This window comes from Streptomyces sp. NPDC016677, assembly GCF_055562815.1.
Genome location: NZ_JBVHEO010000001.1, coordinates 353,587 through 374,334 on the forward strand (window position 1 = coordinate 353,587; position 20,748 = coordinate 374,334).

At 72.6% G+C, this 20,748-nt stretch carries 19 protein-coding genes and 1 tRNA gene; 13 read left to right on the forward strand and 7 right to left on the reverse strand.

The genetic code is table 11. The features are described 5' to 3' along the window. Positions 1-3 precede the first annotated feature (3 nt). Entirely contained in the window at positions 4-1,761 is a 1,758-nt protein-coding gene (locus ACZ3IG_RS01550; protein ID WP_467427961.1) for a sugar transferase, read from the reverse strand. After that, the gene (locus ACZ3IG_RS01555; RefSeq protein WP_467427963.1) at positions 1,758-2,939 is read right to left on the reverse strand and encodes a glycosyltransferase; all 1,182 of its coding nucleotides are present in this window, start codon (positions 2,937-2,939) and stop codon (positions 1,758-1,760) included. Before ACZ3IG_RS01555 ends, ACZ3IG_RS01550 begins: the two co-directional genes overlap by 4 nt. Before the next feature lie 345 nt (positions 2,940-3,284). Here ACZ3IG_RS01555 and ACZ3IG_RS01560 point away from each other — a divergent pair, with 345 nt between their 5' ends. From ACZ3IG_RS01560 to ACZ3IG_RS01575, 4 genes are all read left to right on the forward strand, one after another. Continuing rightward, entirely contained in the window at positions 3,285-3,524 is a 240-nt protein-coding gene (locus ACZ3IG_RS01560) for a chaplin (protein ID WP_467427966.1), read from the forward strand. A gap of 270 nt (positions 3,525-3,794) precedes the next feature. Continuing rightward, positions 3,795-4,487: a hypothetical protein gene (locus tag ACZ3IG_RS01565; RefSeq protein WP_467427968.1), complete on the forward strand. Its 693-nt coding sequence runs from the start codon at positions 3,795-3,797 to the stop codon at positions 4,485-4,487. A gap of 155 nt (positions 4,488-4,642) precedes the next feature. Further along, on the forward strand, positions 4,643-5,209 hold the full coding sequence (locus ACZ3IG_RS01570; protein WP_467427970.1) for a tyrosinase family oxidase copper chaperone: 567 nt from the start codon (positions 4,643-4,645) through the stop codon (positions 5,207-5,209). Further along, complete coding sequence (locus tag ACZ3IG_RS01575; RefSeq protein ID WP_467427972.1) at positions 5,193-6,059, forward strand: tyrosinase family protein; 867 nt, start codon at positions 5,193-5,195, stop codon at positions 6,057-6,059. The genes ACZ3IG_RS01570 and ACZ3IG_RS01575 overlap by 17 nt, the downstream gene beginning before the upstream one ends. A 13-nt stretch (positions 6,060-6,072) precedes the next feature. Here ACZ3IG_RS01575 and ACZ3IG_RS01580 read toward each other — a convergent pair whose 3' ends face one another. After that, positions 6,073-7,032 (reverse strand): D-2-hydroxyacid dehydrogenase family protein, encoded by a 960-nt coding sequence (locus ACZ3IG_RS01580; protein WP_467427973.1) that lies wholly within the window; start codon positions 7,030-7,032, stop codon positions 6,073-6,075. Between the two features lie 259 nt (positions 7,033-7,291). Next, positions 7,292-7,582, reverse strand: a complete 291-nt coding sequence (locus ACZ3IG_RS01585) for a hypothetical protein (RefSeq protein WP_467427974.1) — start codon at positions 7,580-7,582, stop codon at positions 7,292-7,294. A gap of 684 nt (positions 7,583-8,266) precedes the next feature. Here ACZ3IG_RS01585 and ACZ3IG_RS01590 point away from each other — a divergent pair. Continuing rightward, positions 8,267-8,560: a hypothetical protein gene (locus ACZ3IG_RS01590; RefSeq protein WP_467427977.1), complete on the forward strand. Its 294-nt coding sequence runs from the start codon at positions 8,267-8,269 to the stop codon at positions 8,558-8,560. Between the two features lie 368 nt (positions 8,561-8,928). Here the strand turns inward: ACZ3IG_RS01590 and ACZ3IG_RS01595 are convergent. Next, positions 8,929-9,004: transfer RNA gene (locus ACZ3IG_RS01595), tRNA-Arg, on the reverse strand. Between the two features lie 323 nt (positions 9,005-9,327). Here ACZ3IG_RS01595 and ACZ3IG_RS01600 point away from each other — a divergent pair. The 5 genes from ACZ3IG_RS01600 (at position 9,328) to ACZ3IG_RS01620 (ending at position 15,990) form a co-directional block, all read left to right on the forward strand. Beyond that, a complete protein-coding gene (locus tag ACZ3IG_RS01600) occupies positions 9,328-10,956 on the forward strand; it encodes a dynamin family protein (protein ID WP_467427978.1) in 1,629 nt (542 codons plus the stop codon). A gap of 3 nt (positions 10,957-10,959) precedes the next feature. After that, on the forward strand, positions 10,960-13,278 hold the full coding sequence (locus ACZ3IG_RS01605; protein ID WP_467427980.1) for a YfjP family GTPase: 2,319 nt from the start codon (positions 10,960-10,962) through the stop codon (positions 13,276-13,278). A 191-nt stretch (positions 13,279-13,469) separates the two neighbouring features. Further along, positions 13,470-13,937 (forward strand): single-stranded DNA-binding protein, encoded by a 468-nt coding sequence (locus tag ACZ3IG_RS01610; protein ID WP_467427982.1) that lies wholly within the window; start codon positions 13,470-13,472, stop codon positions 13,935-13,937. A 248-nt stretch (positions 13,938-14,185) separates the two neighbouring features. Next, positions 14,186-15,589, forward strand: coding sequence for a TQXA domain-containing protein (locus ACZ3IG_RS01615; protein WP_467427983.1), 1,404 nt, complete (start codon positions 14,186-14,188; stop codon positions 15,587-15,589). Continuing rightward, a complete protein-coding gene (locus tag ACZ3IG_RS01620) occupies positions 15,586-15,990 on the forward strand; it encodes a hypothetical protein (protein ID WP_467427984.1) in 405 nt (134 codons plus the stop codon). Before ACZ3IG_RS01615 ends, ACZ3IG_RS01620 begins: the two co-directional genes overlap by 4 nt. Before the next feature lie 19 nt (positions 15,991-16,009). Here the strand turns inward: ACZ3IG_RS01620 and ACZ3IG_RS01625 are convergent, their stop codons facing one another. Beyond that, the gene (locus tag ACZ3IG_RS01625; RefSeq protein WP_467427986.1) at positions 16,010-16,678 is read right to left on the reverse strand and encodes a YdcF family protein; all 669 of its coding nucleotides are present in this window, start codon (positions 16,676-16,678) and stop codon (positions 16,010-16,012) included. Between the two features lie 13 nt (positions 16,679-16,691). Further along, positions 16,692-17,792: a helix-turn-helix domain-containing protein gene (locus ACZ3IG_RS01630; protein ID WP_467427988.1), complete on the reverse strand. Its 1,101-nt coding sequence runs from the start codon at positions 17,790-17,792 to the stop codon at positions 16,692-16,694. 152 nt (positions 17,793-17,944) lie between these two features. On the opposite strand from ACZ3IG_RS01630, the gene ACZ3IG_RS01635 reads away from it, so the two are divergent. The 3 genes from ACZ3IG_RS01635 (at position 17,945) to ettA (ending at position 20,746) form a co-directional block, all read left to right on the forward strand. Further along, complete coding sequence (locus tag ACZ3IG_RS01635; RefSeq protein WP_467427990.1) at positions 17,945-18,172, forward strand: hypothetical protein; 228 nt, start codon at positions 17,945-17,947, stop codon at positions 18,170-18,172. An 8-nt stretch (positions 18,173-18,180) separates the two neighbouring features. Beyond that, complete coding sequence (locus ACZ3IG_RS01640) at positions 18,181-18,621, forward strand: ATP-binding protein (protein ID WP_467429152.1); 441 nt, start codon at positions 18,181-18,183, stop codon at positions 18,619-18,621. 460 nt (positions 18,622-19,081) lie between these two features. Further along, a complete protein-coding gene (ettA, locus tag ACZ3IG_RS01645; protein WP_215165884.1) occupies positions 19,082-20,746 on the forward strand; it encodes an energy-dependent translational throttle protein EttA in 1,665 nt (554 codons plus the stop codon). Positions 20,747-20,748 lie beyond the last annotated feature (2 nt).

Genomic DNA, 20,748 nt, shown 5'->3' on the forward strand with positions numbered 1-20,748 from the left:
CGGTCAGCTCCCCGTGGGGCGCAGCAGCGCCACGGCCGTGCGCAGCAGGATGCAGACGTCCTGCCACAGCGACCAGGTGTCGATGTACGCGTTGTCGTAGCGGGCCCGGTCCTCGATGGAGGTGTCCCCGCGCAGCCCGTGCACCTGCGCGAGGCCGGTGATCCCGGCCGGCATCCGGTGGCGGGCGGCGTAGCCCGGGTAGGTCTGGCTGAACCGGTCGACGAAGTAGGGCCGTTCGGGACGCGGGCCGACCAGGCTCATGTCGCCCCGGAAGACGTTCCACAGCTGGAGCAGTTCGTCCAGCGAGGTCCGTCGCAGGAAGCGGCACAACCACGGCATCCGGCGTTCGTCGGCCACGCTCCACCGGGTCGCCGACTCGTGCTCGTCCACCGGGCGGTGGGTGCGGAACTTCAGCAGCGTGAAGGGCCGGCCGCCCTGCCCGACCCGCTGCTGCCGGAACACCACCCCCGGCCCGCCGCTGACCCGCAGCGCCACCGCGCACGCCAGCAGCACCGGGCCGGCCAGCAGCAGCAGCGCCCCGGACACCACCACGTCCAGCGCCCGCTTGCCGCGCCCCGGCCGGGCGGGCCCGGTCAGGAGCCGCCGGCAGGGGAACCCGGCGATCTCCTCCCGGACGGCGTCCGCCGGACGGCCGGCGTCGACCTCCCACACCGCGCACCCCGCCTCGGCCAGCGCCCGCAGCAGCGCGTCCTGCCGGGTCCGGACGGCGGGGTCGACGACCAGCACGTCCCGGACGCCGTTCTGCACGACCGCCCGGTGCGCCTCCTCGCCGGTGGTCAGCACGGGCAGCCCTGGGCCGCTGTCCGGCGCGTCGCGGACGCTTGTGCGCACCGCTGTCCCGTGTGTGTCTTCGCGGGTGGTCGGTACGGGTAGTGCGGGGCTGCTGTCCGGCGTGTCGTGGAGGCTTGTGCGTACCGCTGCCCTGTGTGTGTCTTCGCGGGTGGTCGGTACGGGCAGCCCGGGGCTGCTGTCCGGCGCGTCGCGGACGCTTGTGCGCACCGCTGTCCCGTGTGTGTCTTCGCGGGTGGTCGGTACGGGCAGTGCGGGGCCGCTGTCCGGCATGTCCCGGACGCCGTTCTGCACGACCGCCCGGTGCGCCTCCTCGCCGGTGGCCAGCACGGGCAGCCCTGGGCCGCTGTCCGGGCCGTCGGCCACCACGCCGACCGGCCGCACCCCGCACCGCGCGTCGCGCAGCACGGCGGCGGCCACCCGCCGGGCGGTCGCGGCGGGGCCGACGACGAGCGCCGCGTGCGGACGCCGGCGCAGCGCGCGGCGCCGCCACCGGTGCACCAGTCCCCGGCCCGCGCAGCTCGCCGCCGACTGCGCCGCGCAGCCCAGCAGCAGGGCACCGGCGGACAGGGCGTGCCCCGGCGCGTACGCCGCGATCAGCGCGGCCGACGCCAGCCAGGCCGTCGCGATCCGGGCGCACACGGCGGGCAGTTCGTCCAGCAGGCCCGGCAGCCGCCGGGGCGGCGGCGGACGCAGCAGCAGGGCGGCGGCGACCAGCAGGGCCGCGAGCGGCGCCCGCACGGGGCCGCCGGTGAGGGCGAGCGCGCCCACCAGCGCCGCCGCGCCGTCCGCGAGGAGCAGCGGCAGCGCCGGCGCGGGCCGGACCGCCCGGCGTCCGGCGGGCAGCCGGGGGCCGGGGGCGCCGGGGCGCGGCGGCAGGACCGGGACGGGGGACCTGCCGAGGTCCCGCGCCTCTCCGGCGGGGACGGGGACGGTGCTTTCCGCGGTCACGAGTGGACGGACTCCCTGTGCTCGGTGGGCTCGGCGACCGGCCGGGCGGCTGCCGGCGAGCCGCCGAGGAGCGCCCGGTACACCGCCGCGTGGGCCGCGGCCGTACGGCGGACGTCGTGGGCGGAGACCACGTGCGCGCGGCCCCGCAGGCCCAGCCGGGCGCGCACCGCCGGGTCCGGGAGCAGCGCGGCCACGGCGCCGGCCAGCGCCGCGGGGTCCTCCGGCGGCACCAGGCAGTGCGGTACGAGCGCGGACGGCAGGCCCTCCCGGGCGCCGTCGACGTCCGTCACCACCACCGGCCGGGCACAGGCCATCGCCTCCAGCGGCGCCAGCGCCATGCCCTCCCAGCGGGACGGCAGGACGACCAGATCGGCCGCCCGGTACCAGGGCGCCGCGTCCGGCACACCGCCCGCGAACAGCACGGAGGCGGGCGCCGAGGCGGCCAGCCGGGCCCGGTCCGGTCCGTCGCCGACCAGGACGAGCCGGGCGCCGGGCACCCGTTCCACCACCCGCCGCCACGCCGCCAGCAGCACGTCCTGCCCCTTCTGCCGGCACAGCCGCCCCACGCACACCACCAGCGGCGCGTCGGCGACGCCGGGCAGCAGCCGGGACCGTACGGCGGCGGCGGGCGCGGGCCGGAAACGGTCGGTGTCGACGCCGTTGGGGATCACCGCCCAGCGTGCGCGGACCCCGGCCCGCACCCCGCGCAGCCGTTCCGCCTCGCTCACGCACACCACCCGCGCCGCCCAGCGCGCCCCCCACCGCTCCCAGCCGCGGGCCAGGGCCGCCGCGCCGCCGCCGACCGCCTCGAACGACCAGGCGTGCGGCTGGAACACGGTCGGGATCCGCCCCCGCACGGCCAGCCGCCCGGCCAGCCCCGCCTTCGCGCTGTGCGCGTGCACCAGGTCCGGCCGCACCTCGGCGACCGTCCGCGCCACCCGCCGCACCTCCGGCCCGAGCGACGCGCCCGGCGCCCGCGTCGCCGGCCAGTGCCGTACGTCCGCGCCGAGCGCCCTCAGCGCGGCCGCCAGCGGACCGTCCGGGCAGGCGGCCACGACCTCCAGGCCGGCGGCGAGCTGAGCGCGGGTCAGATCGGTCAGCGCGCGGGCGACGCCGCCCTCCACGGGCTGGACGAGATGGAGGACCCGCGGCCGAGGGACGGTCGGTGACTGGTGCATGCGCGGCTTCCTCGCTCACGGTGGCGCTCAGGACGGGCGCGAACGCGCCGCACCTCGGTGCGCCGATCTGGACGCCCGCTTCGGCGTACGCGTGTCAGGCCGGCCGGCGGGCCCGGAGACCCGCTGACCACCGACCGGGTCCGGCCGCCGGTGCGTCGGACGGCGTGGACTCTAGCCGTTATCCGTACGAATCAGACGAAACCGCCCATAGGTGTCGGAAGGGAGGGAGGAGGCGATCGGGGGAGATCACCCCATCGGCCGCACACCCCGGGCACGGGCCGCGCGTTGACACTGCACCGGGCACCCGCCCGGACGCACGTGTGTCACATCAAGGAGCACCTCTCCATGTCGCGTATCGCGAAGGGCCTGGCCCTGACCTCCGTCGCCGCCGCCTCGGTGGCGGGCGGTACCGGTGTCGCCGCCGCCGACGCCGGCGCGCACGGCACCGCCTCGCACTCCCACGGCGGGTCGTCGGGCGACGTCGTCCAGGTCCCGGTCTACGCGCCGGTCAACATCTGCGGCAACACCATCGACGTCGTCGGGGTGCTGAGCCCGTCGTTCGGCAACAAGTGCAAGAACGGCTGACGCCGGCCCCGACGCCGCCCCGGCCGTCCGTACGCGGTTCCTCCTCCGCGTACGGACGGCCGGTTCGCTTTTCCCGCGTGCGGCGGGGCGCTGCCTCGAATGGGGGGTGCGTCACCCGGCCCGGCGACGGCCCTCGACACGCGGGCCGGCCAGGGACGATGCCGCGTCTCCCGGGATCGGTGGGGCACGTGGAGTAGGCGCCCGGTTGCAGCGTGCCAGGGGCGATTCCACGGTGGGCACAACATCCGACGCACACCGAAAGGAACCCCCATGCGTCTGCCCGCTCGACGAATCGCCACTTCCGCGCTCTGCGCCACCTTCCTGCTGGGCCTGACCGGCCCGGCGGCGATGGCGGCGGAAGGCGAATCGGCCCGGGAGCACGCCCGGACGGCGCCTCGCGCGCCCCTGCCCAACATGGAAACCCTGCGCGCCCAGGCCGGCGACATCGGCCTCCTGGGCGGCACCCTCAGCCCCGTCGCCGGTCTGCTGAACGCCGTACTGAAGGCCGACGACGGCCGGCTCACCCAGGCCGAGGCGGACAAGCACGCCAACGCGGTCAGGGAAGCCCTCGCCCAGGCGGAGGCGGCCCGCACCACCACGCCGGGCACCAACGCGCCGGCCGGCACCGCCCAGGACAGCGCCGCCGACCCGGTCACGCTGCCGGCCGGTTCCGCCGCCGACGAGCAGGCCCCGGAGGCCGACCTGACCACCCACGCGCTCAAGGACCTGCAGAAGCGGGTCGACACCCTGGTCGAGGCGGTCACCAAGGCCGGCAGCGAGCAGGTCCGCCCGGCCGCCGACCACGTGGTGACCGGAGTGGTCAACATCCTCACCGCCACGCTGTCGGGCGGCCGGATGCCCGCCCCGGACCTGGCCGGCCTTCAGACCCCGTCCGAGGACCCGGGCGAGCTGCGGCAGCGCGCCGCGCGCCCGGCGACGGAGGGTGCCGCCGCCCGGCCGTGACCCGCGTCCGTGTCCCGCCCCGTTGTGCCGGCCTCCCTGGCCGGCACAACGGCGTTCGCCCGGTACCCGGACCCGCCGCGCCCGCCCCGCGGTGACCACGAGGCCCCCCGGCCGGTTATCGAGAACGGATCACCGGACCGGACGAGGAGCGACCCATGGCCGTCACCGCACCCGAAGTGCCGAACGGAACCACCGGGGACCCCGAGCGGCGAGTGACCGCGGGGACGGCCCCACCGGACGCCGCCGCCCCCGCCACCCGCCGTCACGTCGTACGCGGCCTGCTCGCCCCGGCCGCACTCGCCGTGACACTCACCCCCGCGGCGGTGGCGGCCGTGTCCGCGACCACCCCGTCGCCGCCCTCCCGAGCCGGAACCGCCCGCCCCGCCCCCGGCCCCGACGGCCCCGCCTTCGACGAGACCTACCGGGGCCGCCGTGTCCAGGGCTTCCGCGACCACCACGACCACCGCGACTTCCGCGGCCATGAGACCGCCCCCGAGGACCACGCGGCCGGCGCGGACACCTGGCACGTGACCGTGGACGGCCGCCCCCTGCACCTCCTGCGCCGCGCCGACGGCACCTGGCTCACCATGGTCGACCACTACGGCTCGTACCCGACCCCCCTGGACGCCGCCCGCGCCGCGGTCGACGAACTCGGTCCCGGCCGCCACCTGCGCGACACGGGCCACCACCACCCGGGGAGCGGTCATGGCGTACACGCGTAAGGACGTCAGCACCCTCACCCGGTCCGAGCGGCAGCGGTTCGTCAAGGCGCTGCTGGAACTGAAACGCCGCGGGGAGTACGACGAGTTCGTACGTCTCCACATCGACTTCTACGTCTCCGACGGGGACAACCGTCTGCGTACGGCCCACATGGCCCCCTCCTTCCTGCCCTGGCACCGCAAGTTCGTGCTGGAGCTGGAACGGGCGCTGCGCCGGGTGGACGCGTCGGTGACGGTGCCGTACTGGGACTGGACGAAGGACCGCTCCGCCACCGCCGCGCCCTGGACCGCCGACCTCCTCGGCGGCACCGGCCGCGCCTCCGACCAGCGGGTCGTCACCGGACCGTTCGCCCACGCGGAGGGCGACTGGACGCTGCGGGAGAACGTCACCGACACCGACTTCCTCACCCGGGACCTCGGCCGCCGCCGCGCCCCGATCGAGTTGCCGACCGCCGGCGACCTGGAGTGGGCCCTGAAGGACCCGGTCTACGACACCGCGCCCTGGAACTCCACGGTGGGCAAGGGGTTCCGCAACAAGCTGGAAGGGTGGGGACCCGGCCGCGGCAGCGTCTCCTGGCGCAACCACAACCGGGTGCACCGCTGGGTCGGCGGGGCGATGCTCGGCGGCGCCTCCGTCAACGACCCGGTGTTCTGGCTGGTGCACGCCTTCCTCGACCTCCAGTGGGACCGCTGGCGCCGGCGCCACCGAGGCGCCCGCTACCTGCCCGCGAAGCCGCCCGGCCGAGGCGGCGACCAGCACGGCCGGGTCGTCGCCCGCCACGAGAAACTGCCGCCGTGGGACGTGACGCCGGACGAGCTGGAGGACCTCGGCGCGATCTACCGGTACGCCTGACGGCCTCAGGGCCTCAGGGCAGGCGGCGTATGGGGGAGCCGTCGAGGTAGGCCCGGACGGCCTCGACGGCCTGGCCGTAGTAGGTGGCGTAGTTGGCGCGGGTGACATAGCCGAGGTGGGGCGTCGCCAGCAGCCGCGGCGCGGTGCGCATCGGGTGGCCGGCGGGCAGCGGCTCGATGTCGAAGACGTCGACACCCGCGCCCGCGATCCGGCCCGCGCGCAGGGCGGCGAGCAGGGCGTCCTGGTCGACGATGGCCGCCCGCGAGGTGTTGACCAGGTACGCGGTCGGCTTCAGCAGCGCCAGTTCGGCCGCGCCGAGCAGCCCCCGGGTGCGGTCGCCGAGCGCCAGGTGCACCGAGACGAAGTCGCTCTGTGCGAGCAGCGCTTCCTTGGAGGGGGCGAGGTCGACGCCCACCTCGTCGGCGCGGTCCCGGGTGAGGTTCTGGCTCCACGCGCTGACGCGCATGCCGAAGGCGAGGCCGACCCGGGCGACCCGGCTGCCGGTCTTCCCGAGGCCGAGCAGCCCGAGGCGGCGGCCGTGCAGGTCGGCGCCGACGGTCCGCTGCCAGGGGCCGCCCGCGCGCAGCCCCCCGCTCTCCTCGACGACGCCCCGGGCCAGGCCCAGCAGCAGGGCCCAGGTCAGCTCGACGGGCGGGGTGGACGAGGAGGCCGTACCGCACACGGTGACGTCGTGCGCCTCGGCCGCGGCGTAGTCGATGACGCTGTTGCGCATCCCGGAGGCGACGATCAGCTTCAGCCGGGGCAGACGGGCGATCAGGGAGCCGGGGAACGGCACGCGTTCGCGCAGGGTGACCACGATGTCGATGTCGGCGAGCGCCGCGGCGAGGGCGTCCTCGCCGTCGATGTGGGTGTCGAAGACGACGACCTCGACGTCGTCGCGGACCGGTGACCAGTCGGCGACCTCGGTCGCCACCCGCTGGAAATCGTCCAGGACGGCACAGCGCAGGCGCACCTCGGTCGGTCCTTCCTCTTCGCCGAACGGCCGGCGGCGCCCCGGTGGGAGCTTCCTCGCCCGGCGCCCTCGCCATCCTCGCACGGCCGGCGTACGGGCACGCGGGCCCGGGCCGCGACGCACGGAAGCGGCCCCGGGTGTGGAAACCCGGGGCCGCTCGGTCCGTCAGTGAGCAACCGGCCCGCGTTGTCCTGGTGACCCCGTGGTGGGAGCCAGGACCGCTCGGGGAGCCGGCGGACCGGCGCTGCTCACGGCGGTGTTACTTGCCGTGCTTCTTGAGGAGGAAGTTGGCCTGGGAGGCGGTGTCCCTGTCGTCCACGATGTGGACTTCCTTCTCCTCCTCTTCCTTGTTGTTCTTCGAGCAGTCGAGGTTGTTGTTGGCCGACGACAGGATCGGGATGTCGATGACCTCGATGACGTCGCAGCTCAGGACCTGCGAGTTGTTCTCGAACTTCGTGCTGTCGTCGTCGGCGGCGACGGCCGTGGAGGCAGCGCCACCGGCCATGGCCAGCGCGGTGAAGGTGCAGGCGAGAGCCTTCTTGAGAGCCATTCGGAGTCTCCTATGGGTTGGAATGTGTCGCAGTGAGCTCGGGTGAATTCCCGAAGGGTTCGCCCTTGCTCGGTAGCAATATTCGGCTGTGTTTCCAGCGCGACCAGTCATTGAAACGAACCCGCGGTGCGGCGGGTATTGCTCCCACCGGGTGAAGTCGCTACCGGTGGAGGACGGACGTGGTCGTTTCTCGCTCTCCACGATTATCGGAACAGTCGATGCTGGTCTGCGACACAGACGCGATCGGGAGGTCGAGCACCTCGATGTTCACACAAGAAAGGATCTGGGTGTTGTTCTCGAAGCTCGGGGCTCCCTCCTGAGCGTGAACGGTTCCGCCAGGTAGAGCAGCCATGGACGCCGCACACAGCGAGATGGCGGCAATACGAGCGCTCTGCATACCAATCTGTCCTGTCTCGGTCGGGCGGGGCGCTACGGCACGGCACCCCGCGAACGGCGTAAACAGTATGGGGCGTAAGGCCGGTTCGGTCGCATAACTCGTCCTTTTCCTGAGCCGCCGTCCGGGATTCACCGGAACGGTAAGTGTGCTGATCGGGAGAGCGGGTCGGATCCGTAATCGGAGGCGCACTTCACTCCGTCGGAGCAAAACCCCCCGGATAGGGCTTCGTTCTTGGAGTAGTCGCGTTGCTGCGGCTCCCCAACACTCCCAACACGGAGGAGAACCCAATGGCTCTCAAGAAGGCTCTCGCCTGCACCTTCACCGCGCTGGCCATGGCCGGTGGCGCTGCCTCCACGGCGGTCGCCGCCGACGACGACTCGGCGAAGTTCGAGAACAACTCGCAGATCCTGAGCTGCGACACCGTCGAGGTCATCGACATCCCGATCCTGTCGTCGGCCAACAACAACATCGACTGCTCCAAGAACAACAAGGAGGAGGAGAAGAAGGAGGTCCACATCGTGGACGAGGGCGACAACGCCGCCCAGGCGAACATCTTCCTCAAGAAGCACGAGTACCGCTGACCTGCGGTCGAGGGTTGGCACAGGTTTCCTGACCAGCCGTTCGCCTTTTCTTTTCCTAGCGGCTCCCGGTGCTGTTTCGGGGGCCGCTTCCGCATGTCCGGCCGGGGCCGGACGCCATCGCCGCGGGCGCGCGCCACGAGGGGCTGCTGGGGGGAGTCGTCCGCTCGTCGGGCACGGCGGTGCGGATTCCGGCCGGGCGTTGCCCGTGCCCAGGCCCGCTGCTCGCCCCTGAGCCGCCCGCCGGCGTCTCCAGGACGCCGATGGCGAGCCGGCCCGTATCGATGACGCCCGTGATGACGCCCGTATCGATGACGGCCCGTATCGATGACGGCCCGTATCGATGACCGCCTGAACCGGCGATGGACCGGTGGCGCCCCCGGCAGGACTCGAACCTGCGGCCAAGCGCTTAGAAGGCGCCTGCTCTATCCACTGAGCTACGGGGGCCTGGTGTGGTGGCCTGACGTCGTGGAGCCCGCGGAGCGGACTGATGCAAGACGTTGCCGGGGACAAGGATAGGGCTCCCGGCTCCTCGTCCCTGATGCTTCCCCTCCGTGGCTCGATGTGGAGGTTCGGTGAAGCAGCACCGATAATCGCAGGCGAGTGCGAATCGTGCATCGCTTTCGGCGTCTCACGCATCGGGTGTTGTGCACTCGTTATGCCTGGACTGTGTTCTCGCCCCACTCGCCCCTTCCGCCCCAAGTGTCAGGTCGGCGCGCAGACATACTCATATGCTTCAGAATTCCCCTAAAATTGGGCATTCTTCCCATGTGGTGACCTTGGACGTACGGCCTCAGCTGCTCGACGCACTCTCCGCCCTGCGCGACCGTGTCGCGGCCGCACGCTTCCCGCTGCCCCTGGCGGGGGCGCCACGCGCGCGTGCCAACCGCGACGAACTCCTCGCCCAGCTCGACGACTACTTGGTGCCCCGGCTCAGAGACCCCGAATCACCGCTGCTGGCCGTCGTGGGAGGCTCCACCGGGGCGGGAAAGTCCACCCTGGTCAACTCGCTCGTGGGCAGACGGGTCAGCGAGGCCGGCGTACTCCGGCCGACGACACGCACCCCGGTCCTGGTCTGCCATCCGGAGGACCACCACTGGTTCAGCGGCATGCGCGTGCTGCCCGACCTCACCCGCGTGTGGGTGCCCCACCAGGACCCCGGCGACGACCTGCTGCTCCCCGGCGAGAACCCGGCGCGCGTCCTGCGCATCGAGACCGCCGACACCCTGCCGCCCGGCCTCGCCCTCCTCGACGCGCCCGACATCGACTCCCTGGTCGCCGACAACCGCACCCTGGCCGCCGAGCTGATCTGCGCCGCCGACATCTGGGTGATGGTCACCACGGCCGCCCGCTACGCCGACGCCGTCCCCTGGCACCTGCTGCGCACCGCCAAGGAGTACGACGCCACCTTGGTGACCGTCCTGGACCGGGTGCCGCACCAGGTGGTCTCCGAGGTGTCCCGGCAGTACGCGGCCCTGCTCACCAAGGCCGGTCTCGGCGACGTGCCCCGGTTCACGGTGCCCGAGCTGCCCGAGTCCGCGTGGGGCGGCGGACTGCTGCCCGCCACCGCCGTGGCCGCGCTGCGCACCTGGCTCGTGCACCGGGCGCAGGACCCCGCCGCCCGGCAGCACGTGATGGGCCGGACGGCGTACGGGCTCCTGAACTCCCTGAAGTCCCGGATGCCGGAGCTGGCCGGCGCCGCTGCCGCCCAGTACGCCGCCGCCCTGCGGCTCACCTCCGCCGTCGACACGTCGTACGACAGCGAGCACGCGCGCGTACGGGGCCGTCTGCAGTCCGGTGCCGTGCTCGCCGGGGACGCGCTGAAGCGCTGGCGGGCCTTTCCCCTCGACTGCGCGCCGGGAGAGCTTCTCGACTCCCTGGTGGAGAGTCTGAGCGCGCTCCTGTTGTGCGCCGTCACCGCCGCCGACGAGCGGGTCGACGAGGCGTGGCGGCGCGAACCGGCCGCCGCCGCCCCCGCCCTGACGGCCGGCGCCCCCGCCCTGACGGCCGGCGCCCCCGCGCCGGACAGCGTCGAGCACCGTATCGGGCTGGCCGTACGGCGGTGGCGGCGCGAGCTGGAGGAGTACGCCGAGGACGAGGTCCGCGAACTCGACCGGAGCCTGGCGCCGGACCCCGAGGTGGTCGCCGCCCTGGTCGCCACCGTGCTGCTCGGCGGGCGCCGGGGGCGGACCGCCGGGGAGTCGCTCGCCGAGCGGATCGGCGTCCACGGCGCGCTGCGGCTGCGGGACCGGGGCGGGAGCCTGCTCACCGAACACGTGGACCGGATCATGCACGTGGAACGCGAGCGCCGGCTCGCCCCGCTGGACGCGCTGGACGTCCATCCAGAGCCGCAGGCCGAACTGATCGCCGCGCTGTCCCTACTGCAGAAGGAGAGGTGACCGGTGACCGCTGTCACTGACCAGGACCCCACCGAGCACACCGACCACACGGACCCGGCTGGGAAGGGTGCCGGACGCGCGGGGGCAGCCGGGCGGACGGGGGAGACCGCGTCCGCCGGGAGGCCGTCCCGGGCCGCCGGGGAGTCGGACGGCTCGCCGGACACCCACGACGGCTACGACGGCGACGACGACGCCCGCGAGGGACGGGAGGGGCCGGAGGGACGGGAGGACCGTAGAGGGCTGCGGGGGCTGCTGCGCAGGGAGGGCTCCGGCGGTGGCGGCACCAGGAGCCGCGCCGCCACCGCGCGGCGTACGGAGGAGCGGGAGTCGCGGGAGCAGCGGGGGGAGGGGGAGAACCGGGACGGACAGGACGGACAGGACGGACAGGGCGGACGGGACGGACTGGATGGACGGGTCGGACGGGATGGACGGGTCGGACGGGACGGACGGGACGGGCCGGGTGCCGAACGGGCCCGGCGCCGCGCCGATGGTGGCCGCCCGGCGCCCGGGGCCCCCGGCAAGGCCCGCCGGGACGGCCCCCCGCGCGCGGGGGGCGCGGAGGACGGCGAGGGCGCCTGGGACGACGGACTGATCGCGCGGCGGGTGAACGAGTCCACCGGTGCCGTCGACCTCTTCGCCGCCGACCCCTTCGCCGTCGGTGCCGTCACCTCCGCCGGCTCCGTCACCGAGAGCCGGGCCTCCGGCGGCGTCCCCGCCGTGACCCCGCTCGCCTACGACGGCCCGCTCCGCTCGCGGCTCGACGCGCTGCGCGAGCTGGTCGGGCTGTCGCGCGCCCGCCTGGACAACCGGACCCTCGCCGAGGCCGGCCGGGTCCTCGACGAGGCCGCCGCGCGGCGCCGGCTCTCCGGACAGCACACCGTCGTCGCCCTCGCGGGCGCGACCGGAAGCGGCAAGTCACAGCTGTTCAACACGCTCGCCGGGGTGAACATCTCGGAGACGGGGGTGCGCCGTCCGACCACCTCCGCGCCCATCGCGTGCAGCTGGAGCGACGGCGCGGCCACCCTGCTGGACCGGCTCGGCATCCCGGGCCGGCTGCGCCGGCGGCCCGTGCAGCAGCCCGGCGCCGACGAGCACCTGCGCGGTCTCGTCCTGGTGGACCTGCCCGACCACGACTCCGCCGCCGTACAGCACCGCGAACAGGTCGACCGCGTCCTGGCGCTGGTCGACGCCGTCATCTGGGTCGTCGACCCGGAGAAGTACGCCGACGCGGTCCTCCACGAGCGCTACCTGCGCCCGCTGGCGGGCCACGCGGAGGTCACCTTCGTCGTCCTCAACCAGATCGACCGGCTGCCCGGCGAGGCCGCCGAGCAGGTCCTCGACGATCTGCGGCGGCTGCTCGACGAGGACGGCATCGCGCTGGGGGAGTACGGCGAGCCGGGCGCGACCGTGCTGGCCCTGTCCGCGCTCACCGGGGACGGCGTCGGTGAACTGCGCGAACTCCTCGGCCAGTTCGTCGCGGGCCGGGAGGCGCCGGCCCTCCGTATCTCCGCCGACGTGGACGCCGCCGCGCGGCGCTTGCGGTCGGTCTACGTCACCGGGCGGCGCACGGGGCTGAGCGAGGAGGCACGGGAGGAGTTCGCCGACCGGCTCGCCGACGCGGTGGGCGCCACCGCGGCGGGCGAGGCGGCCGAACGGGCCTGGCTGCGCAACGCCAACCGCGCGTGCGGCACGCCCTGGCTGCGGCTGTGGCGCTGGTACCACGACCGGCGCGAGCCTCCCACCGGCCGGCTCACGCCGCGCGCCCAGGCCGACGAGGAGGCCACGGCTCGCCAGCGCGTCGAACAGGCGGTGCGTACGGTGGCCGACCGGGCGTCCACCGGGCTGCCGGCGCCCTGGGCGCAGGCGGTGCGCGAGGCGGCGGTGCGCGGTGCGCAGGGGCTGCCGGAGGCGCTCGACGAGCTGGCCGCCCGTTCGGGACTGCCGCCGGGACGGCCGCCCCGGCCGGGCTGGTGGCCGATGGCCGTCCTGTCCCAGGCCGCCATGACGCTGCTGCAAGTGGTGGGCGGTCTGTGGCTGCTGGGGCAGATCGCCGGCGTCCTGTCCCCCAACCTGGGCGTGCCGGTGTTGCTGATGCTGTCCGGGGTCATCGGCGGCCCCCTCATCGAGTGGAGCTGCCGCATGGCGGCCCGCGGTCCGGCCAGACGGTACGGCCAGGAGGCGGAACGGCGCCTGCGGGAGACGGCCGCCGGGTGCGGCCGGGCACGGGTACTGGACCCGGTGGCGGCGGAGCTGCTGCGGTACCGGGAGGTGCGGGAGCAGTACGGGCGGGTGACGGGGGCGGGGGTCCCGGTGGGCCGGTAGCGGGGGCGGGGATCCCGGTGGGCCGGTGGGTTCACCCGTGCGGGTGGCGGAGTTTTCCACAGCCGAGGGGTGGTCCACAGGGCCCGGCGGAGCCGGCCCGGTCCGGGCAGTCTGGCCGTGCGGCGATCGCGACGGACGCGATCGCCCCGGCCGTACGGGACAGCCCCGTCGGCAGGGAAGGGTTGGCGAAGATGAACGAGACGATGGTCTGCGTGGTGGGCAACGTGGCGACCCGGCCGGTCTTCCGGGAGCTGGCGAACGGCCCGTCGGCGCGGTTCCGGCTGGCGGTCACCTCCCGCTACTGGGACCGCGAGAAGAACACGTGGACGGACGGCCACACCAACTTCTTCACGGTGTGGGCCAACCGCCAGCTCGCCACCAACGTGTCGGGGTCCCTGGAGGTGGGGGAACCGGTCATCGTGCAGGGCAGGCTGAAGGTACGGACCGACGTGCGCGAGGGACAGAGCTGGACCTCGGCGGACATCGACGCGGTGGCCATCGGCCACGACATGGCACGCGGCACGTCGGCCTTCCGTCGGGTGACCAGGCCGGAGACGGCGGCCTCCGCGGCGCGTCCCGAACCCGACTGGGAGACACCGGCGGGCGCGTCCGAGGACCAGGGCGGCGCACGGCGCCCGGAGCCGGCGGCGGTGACATGACGGGCATGGGCGCGGTTGGCGGCTTATCGGCGGATGCATGCCGGTCGAACCGGGGTGGATTTGTCGATAAGGCCTGCTCAGTGGCGGTGTGGCGATAACGATTCCGAGTCGGATCGGTGATCGGACGGCCTCACCGGGAGGCACGGTGCGCCAGATCCTTAGGATGCCGAACGGGCCCTGTGGGGCCGCTGATTCTGCTGGTGGGACCGTGCCCCCACGCCAACCGGTCCTGCTCGAAGGGGAATTTGGTGCTTGCTTCGCTCACTGACCTGTCCGCGCACCGGCGAGGTGCGGCACGCCTGGCCGCCTCGGCGCTGATGTCCGCGCTCGCCGCCACCACCGTGGTGGCGGGCGCCGGCCAAGCCGCCGCCCAGGAGACGGCACGGGGACAGGGCGGCGCGACGGCGACCATGGACGGCCTGAAGACGTACGGCAGCGCCGTGATCCACGACGAGGCGGGAGACCAGGAGGTCTCGGCCGGCCTGTTCGAGATGTCCGTCGAGGGCGGCGGCATGCTGCAGACCTACTGCGTCGACCTCCTCAACCCGACGCAGAAGGACGCCAAGTACCAGGAGACGCCCTGGAGCGGTACCTCGCTGGGCACCAACAAGGACGCGGGCCGCGTCCGCTGGATCCTGCAGAACTCCTACCCGCAGGTCAACGATCTCGCGGCGCTCGCGAAGAAGGCGGGCGTCCGCGGCGGCCTCACCGAGGAGGACGCGGCGGCCGGGACCCAGGTGGCCATCTGGCGGTACTCGGACCAGGCGGACGTCGAGGCGGTCGACCCCGAGGCCGAGCGGCTCGCGGACTACCTGGAGAAGAACGCCCGCGACGTGGCCGAACCCACGGCGTCCCTCACGGTCGACCCGCCCGCCGTGTCGGGCCGGCCCGGCGAGCGGCTCGGCCCGGTCACGGTGCACACCGACGCGGGCGGCGCGACGGTGACACCGCCCGCCGACGCCGCCACCACCGGCGTACGGATCGTCGACGGTGACGGCGCGTCGGTCACCACCGTCACCGACGGCGCCGAGGTCTACTTCGACGTGCCCGAGGACGCGGCGGCCGGTACGGCCGAGCTGACCGTGCACGCCTCGACCACCGTGCCGGTGGGCCGCGCCTTCGCCTCCGTGAGCCGCAGCCAGACCCAGATCCTGGCCGGCTCCAGCGAGTCGACGGTCACGGCGACGGCGACGGCGAGCTGGGCGGAGCAAGGCGCCGTACCCGCGCTGTCCGCGGCGGAGAACTGCACGGCGGGCGGCCTGGACGTCACGACGGTCAACGAGGGCGACGGGGCGTTCACCTTCGAGCTGCTGGACAGCGAGTACACCATCGCCCCCGGCGAGACCCGCACGGTCACCGTCCCGCTCCGGGAGGACCAGCCCTACGACTTCACCATCACCGTGCCCGGCGGTCTCGAACAGCGCTTCACCGGCGTACTGGACTGCGAGAACCTGAGCAGCACGGCCGGCGACTCCACCCAGACGGTGACCGAGCCCAGCCCCGCCACGACGGACGTCGCCACCGCGGACGTCAACCTCGCCGACACCGGCGGTTCCGAGGTCACCCCTCTGATCGGCGGCATGGCCCTCGCCCTGGTGGCGATCGGCGGCGTGACCCTCTTCGTCATCCGCCGGAAGAACACGGACGCGTGACGGCGCCGGACCGCCCGGCCCGGCCTGCGGACTTCACCAACGTCCACGATCTCCTCCACGAGACACGGCGCCGCCCCTCCATGTGGGTCGCCGACGGTTCCCTCCAGCACCTGCATTCCATGCTGACCGGCTACCGGACAGCACTGGAGACCCACGGCATCACGGAACCCAGCCCCTTCTGGCCCGCCACCGGCACCGAGCCGCCCTTCACCACCTGGCTGCGCAACCGCCTCGCCCGCGACAGCTCCCTCACCTGGGCGACGGAGATCGAACACGAGGCGGAGGCGACCGGGGTGCCCGCGATGGAACTGTTCTTCAGGTTCCTCGACGAGTACCTGGCCGGGGATCAGCTCGCCGCCCAGAAGACCGACGTACGCCCGGCACGGTCCGGCGCCGGATGAACCTTGGCCGTCCGGCAGGTCAGGAAGAGATGAGACGGCTCGTGAAGCCGTCATGGACAAGGGATTCGTACGCTCCACGCACGTCTTCCGGCACCTCCTGTTCGATGGCGAAGCCGAGCTTCGGATACTCGATGACCCGCTGGAGATCACCGACGAGCATGTCCAGGACGAGCTTCTCGTCCCCGATGGATTTCACGTAGTCGTCCAGTTCCAGCGGCTCCGACGCGCAGACGATCTCCACCTCGGGCCACAGTTTGCGGGCGGTCGCGAACGACCGCCGTTCCATGTAGGGCTTGGAGATCAGCATCACTGCCGTCGGGGCGATGCCCGCGGCGGCGATGACCGTTCGGGAGAGGGCGATGTTCTGCCCGGTGTTACCGGCGTCCGGCTCCAGCAGGATCGCCTCGGCCGGGACGCCGAGGCCGATGGCGTGTTCGCGAAAGTGGACGGCCTCACCACGTGGGAAGACTTCGGCGGTGGTGGGACTGTTGCCGCCGGTGAAGACCAGGGTCGGGAAGAGCCCGGCGCGGTACAGCTCGGCGCTGCGGGTGGCGACGCCGAGGTCGTGGCTGCCCAGCCCGATCGCCACGTCGACCGGCCGCACCTGGTGGTGCATCTGGTGGTAATCCCAGACGAGCGCGGCCCGGCGCCACTGATCCTCGGTAACGGCCTGCTGGTTGTAGCCCACGCGTTCCTCCTGGTCACCGTCGCCGAGGGCCGGTCGGCCCCTCGTTCATGGCCTTGACACCCTGGATACTGCGCAGTTGGTGCACGAGCCCGTACTGCGCGGCCGTGCGGGTGGCCTGATCGAGGACGAGAAGCCCATCATCCCAGGTCGCCGCGTCGGAGATCAGGATGTGTCCGTGGGCGGTGTCCAGGCGTACGCGCTGTATCGGCGAGTCGGTGACACCACTGCTGCGGGCGATGTCGATGAAGTGCAGCGCCTGGCTGAGGTCACCGGCGCCACGGCGGGCGAGGGCGAGTTTCTGGTGGGCCACCGACCAGTCGTCGGGTTCGGTGAGGTCCTCGAAGTCACGGGTCGCTTTCTGCATGACGCGGGTCGCGTAGTCGTGCCGACCGATTTTGCTCAGCGCTGTGCCCACCCACAGGCGGGCCCTGGCGCGGTCCCGGCGGGAGAGCCGGTCGTCGACGGCGAGGGTTTCGTAGTGACGGGCGGCAACCTCCAGCTCGCCGGACATTTCCGTGACCACCGCGAGGGAGAGGTCGAGCTGGGCGACACGACGCGGAATGCCGAGCTGAGTGAAAACGGCACGAGCCTCGGTGTAGGAGTGCCGGGCGGACAGCGGGCCGAGCACAGAGCCTTGGTCGCGTTTGAGATCCCCGAGCAGCGCGGTCGAGCGAGCGAGAAGATACAGGCCCTTGTCGTCCAGTTCCTGGGCGCTGAAACGCATCAGCCAGCGGCTGAGCAAGGTGTCAGCGAAGGCGAAATCCTGACGGGAGAGCGCGACCACGACACGGTCCAGGTCATCGGCCCACGATTCGTACTCCCAGGCCCGTGGCCCGGTGGCGGTGACGCGCCGTCCGGCGCCCTGCGCGGTGCTGGCCAGCTCGGACAGGAGTGTCTCGAAGCGCAGGTGGGCGGAGACGTCCGCGCGTCCAAGGGCGGTGTCGAGGATGGCCTGAGTGTCGGGTCTGGGCTCGGTCCCCGCGTGTTTGCTCTCCCACTTCGAGACCGTCGCGACGGCCACACCGAGGTGCTCGGCAAAAGCTCGCACGCTCAGGCGCAGGGCAAGACGAAGAGCCCTGGCCTCCAGGCCGGTCCAGCGGTGCACACTCGCCACTCCTGACTCCCTTCCCCTGTCATCGAAGCAGACGCCCGCGGGCGGTGGGACGAAAGTGGGACGGAAGTAGAACGGCAGGCGATTGGCCAGGAGCCCGGGGGACTCCATGCTCGGATCGGCACCGCTCGTCGACCCTTCTGGACGGTCCCCGCATGGCACACCTCACGGCACACCCCATGGAACATCGCCTGGTCAGCAGGCCCGTCGGCTACGGCTTTCCGCAGCCGGTGCGGGTCTCCGAAGCCTGGCCGCCGGCCGCCTCGCTCGCCGCGTACTGCCGCAGCCACGAGCCGGAGCTGCCCGGCATCTGCCCCGAACGCGAGGCGGCCCCCGCCCCCGCCTCGGCGGCCTTCACCCGCCTCCTGGAGACCGAGTCATGAAGGCAGCAATGACCGAATCGGCGCATCGCTTCTTCGAGTCCGTCCCGGAATCCGTGCGAGAGGCAAGGGAATTCGTCTCCACGACTCTGACCGGATGGGGCCTCGTGGAACGCATCGATGACATCCGTCTCTGCGTCTCAGAGTTGGCAACGAACGCGCTGGTCCACGGCACTGTCTCCGGCCACGGATTCCTGGTCCGCCTGCACGCCGAGGACGACGTCGTACGCCTGGAGGTGCACGACAGCCGCCGCCGACGCCCCGAGGCTCGCCGGGCCGCCGACACCGACGTGTCCGGGCGCGGCCTGGTCCTGGTGGCCGCGCTCGCCGACGACTGGGGAGTGCGGGAGCGCGCACCGCTCGGCAAGGTCGTGTGGTCCTGCTTCAAGACCGCGGAGAGTCCGGGAGCCGTCGGGCTTCCCGGACACACGTCGCGGTCCACCACGCCGTGACGCGGTCCGCCATCCCGTCCACGCCGTACGGTCGGCTCAAGCCGAAGTGCTCGGTCAGTCCGAGGTGGAGAAACGCGCGGATCTGCTCCCGGTCGGCGCCGCCCCTCAGCCGGTCGAGGAGTGGGCCGATCATGCGGTCGTACTCGTCGTCCAAGGAGTCGGCCACGCCGATCGGGTCCCACTCGTTGAGCAGGCGCCGTAGATCGTCGTACCCGTCCGCTGCTGTCATGGCCGCAGGATGCCATGTCCCCTGAGTGATCGATCCTGGGCCGTCTCTGGGCCGTCCAAGGGTGCCCGAGGACGATCGACGGCGACCGGCAGTGACAGGCGACCGTCAAGCGTTCGCCCGGAAACCCCAGGTCAGAGCCTCCCTCCGGAACACGTTTCCTCACAGGGGTGGCGGTGCGGCAAGATGGGGTGTATCTGCCCACTGCCTGATTAAGCTGCCGGACGGTTTCTCTTGGCTGAGTACATTTACACCATGCGCAAGGCGCGCAAAGCGCACGGCGACAAGGTGATCCTCGACGATGTCACCCTCAGCTTCCTGCCGGGGGCGAAGATCGGTGTCGTCGGCCCGAACGGGGCCGGCAAGTCGACCGTGCTGAAGATCATGGCGGGGCTGGAGCAGCCGTCGAACGGGGACGCGTTCCTGTCGCCGGGGTACACGGTCGGCATCCTGCTGCAGGAGCCGCCGCTGAACGAGGAGAAGACCGTCCTGGAGAACGTCCAGGAGGGTGTCGCCGAGGTCAAGGGCAAGCTGGACCGGTTCAACGAGATCGCCGAGCAGATGGCGACCGACTACTCCGACGCGCTCCTTGAGGAGATGGGCAAGCTCCAGGAGGAGCTGGACCACGCCAACGCCTGGGACCTCGACGCCCAGCTGGAGCAGGCCATGGACGCGCTCGGGTGCCCGCCCGGCGACTGGCCCGTCAGCAACCTCTCCGGTGGTGAGAAGCGGCGCGTGGCGCTGTGCAAGCTGCTGCTGGAGGCCCCCGACCTGCTGCTGCTCGACGAGCCCACGAACCACCTCGACGCCGAGTCCGTCAACTGGCTGGAGCAGCACCTCGCCAAGTACGAGGGCACCGTCGTGGCCGTGACCCACGACCGGTACTTCCTGGACAACGTGGCCGGCTGGATCTGCGAGGTCGACCGCGGCCGGCTGCACGGCTACGAGGGCAACTACTCCAAGTACCTGGAGACCAAGGCCACCCGCCTCAAGGTCGAGGGCCAGAAGGACGCCAAGCGGCAGAAGCGCCTCAAGGACGAGCTGGAGTGGGTGCGTTCCAACGCCAAGGGGCGGCAGGCCAAGTCCAAGGCCCGCCTCGCGCGGTACGAGGAGATGGCCGCCGAGGCCGACAAGATGCGGAAGCTGGACTTCGAGGAGATCCAGATCCCGCCGGGCCCGCGGCTCGGCAACGTCGTCGTCGAGGTGAACAACCTCAGCAAGGCGTTCGGGGAGAAGGTGCTCATCGACGATCTCAGCTTCACGCTGCCGCGCAACGGGATCGTCGGGGTCATCGGGCCCAACGGTGCCGGCAAGACGACGCTGTTCAAGATGATCCAGGGGTTCGAAGAGCCGGACTCCGGGTCCATCAAGGTCGGCGAGACCGTCAAGATCTCCTACGTCGACCAGAGCCGCGAGAACATCGATCCGAAGAAGACGCTGTGGGCTGTGGTCAGCGATGAGCTGGACTACATCAATGTGGGACAGGTCGAGATGCCGTCCCGCGCGTACGTGTCCGCCTTCGGGTTCAAGGGGCCGGACCAGCAGAAGCCGGCCGGCGTGCTCTCCGGCGGTGAGCGCAACCGGCTGAACCTCGCGCTCACCCTCAAGCAGGGCGGCAACCTGCTGCTCCTCGACGAGCCGACCAACGACCTGGACGTCGAGACGCTGAGCAGCCTGGAGAACGCGCTGCTCGAATTCCCCGGGTGCGCCGTGGTCGTCTCCCACGACCGGTGGTTCCTGGACCGGGTCGCCACGCACATCCTCGCCTACGAGGGCGAGTCCAAGTGGTTCTGGTTCGAGGGCAACTTCGAGTCCTACGAGAAGAACAAGATCGAGCGGCTGGGCGCCGACGCCGCGCGTCCGCACCGCGCCACCTACAAGAAGCTGACCCGGGGCTGATC

Bases quoted from the DNA above. Each gene is read 5' to 3' on its own strand.
- ACZ3IG_RS01565 (WP_467427968.1), top strand. From the start codon at position 3,795: ATGCGTCTGCCCGCTCGACGAATCGCCACTTCCGCGCTCTGCGCCACC.
- ACZ3IG_RS01555 (WP_467427963.1), bottom strand. From the start codon at position 2,939: ATGCACCAGTCACCGACCGTCCCTCGGCCGCGGGTCCTCCATCTCGTC.
- ACZ3IG_RS01585 (WP_467427974.1), bottom strand. From the start codon at position 7,582: ATGGCTCTCAAGAAGGCTCTCGCCTGCACCTTCACCGCGCTGGCCATG.
- ACZ3IG_RS01560 (WP_467427966.1), top strand. From the start codon at position 3,285: ATGTCGCGTATCGCGAAGGGCCTGGCCCTGACCTCCGTCGCCGCCGCC.
- ACZ3IG_RS01590 (WP_467427977.1), top strand. From the start codon at position 8,267: ATGGCTCTCAAGAAGGCTCTCGCCTGCACCTTCACCGCGCTGGCCATG.
- ACZ3IG_RS01575 (WP_467427972.1), top strand. From the start codon at position 5,193: ATGGCGTACACGCGTAAGGACGTCAGCACCCTCACCCGGTCCGAGCGG.
- ACZ3IG_RS01610 (WP_467427982.1), top strand. From the start codon at position 13,470: ATGAACGAGACGATGGTCTGCGTGGTGGGCAACGTGGCGACCCGGCCG.
- ACZ3IG_RS01570 (WP_467427970.1), top strand. From the start codon at position 4,643: ATGGCCGTCACCGCACCCGAAGTGCCGAACGGAACCACCGGGGACCCC.
- ACZ3IG_RS01640 (WP_467429152.1), top strand. From the start codon at position 18,181: ATGACCGAATCGGCGCATCGCTTCTTCGAGTCCGTCCCGGAATCCGTG.
- ACZ3IG_RS01635 (WP_467427990.1), top strand. From the start codon at position 17,945: ATGGCACACCTCACGGCACACCCCATGGAACATCGCCTGGTCAGCAGG.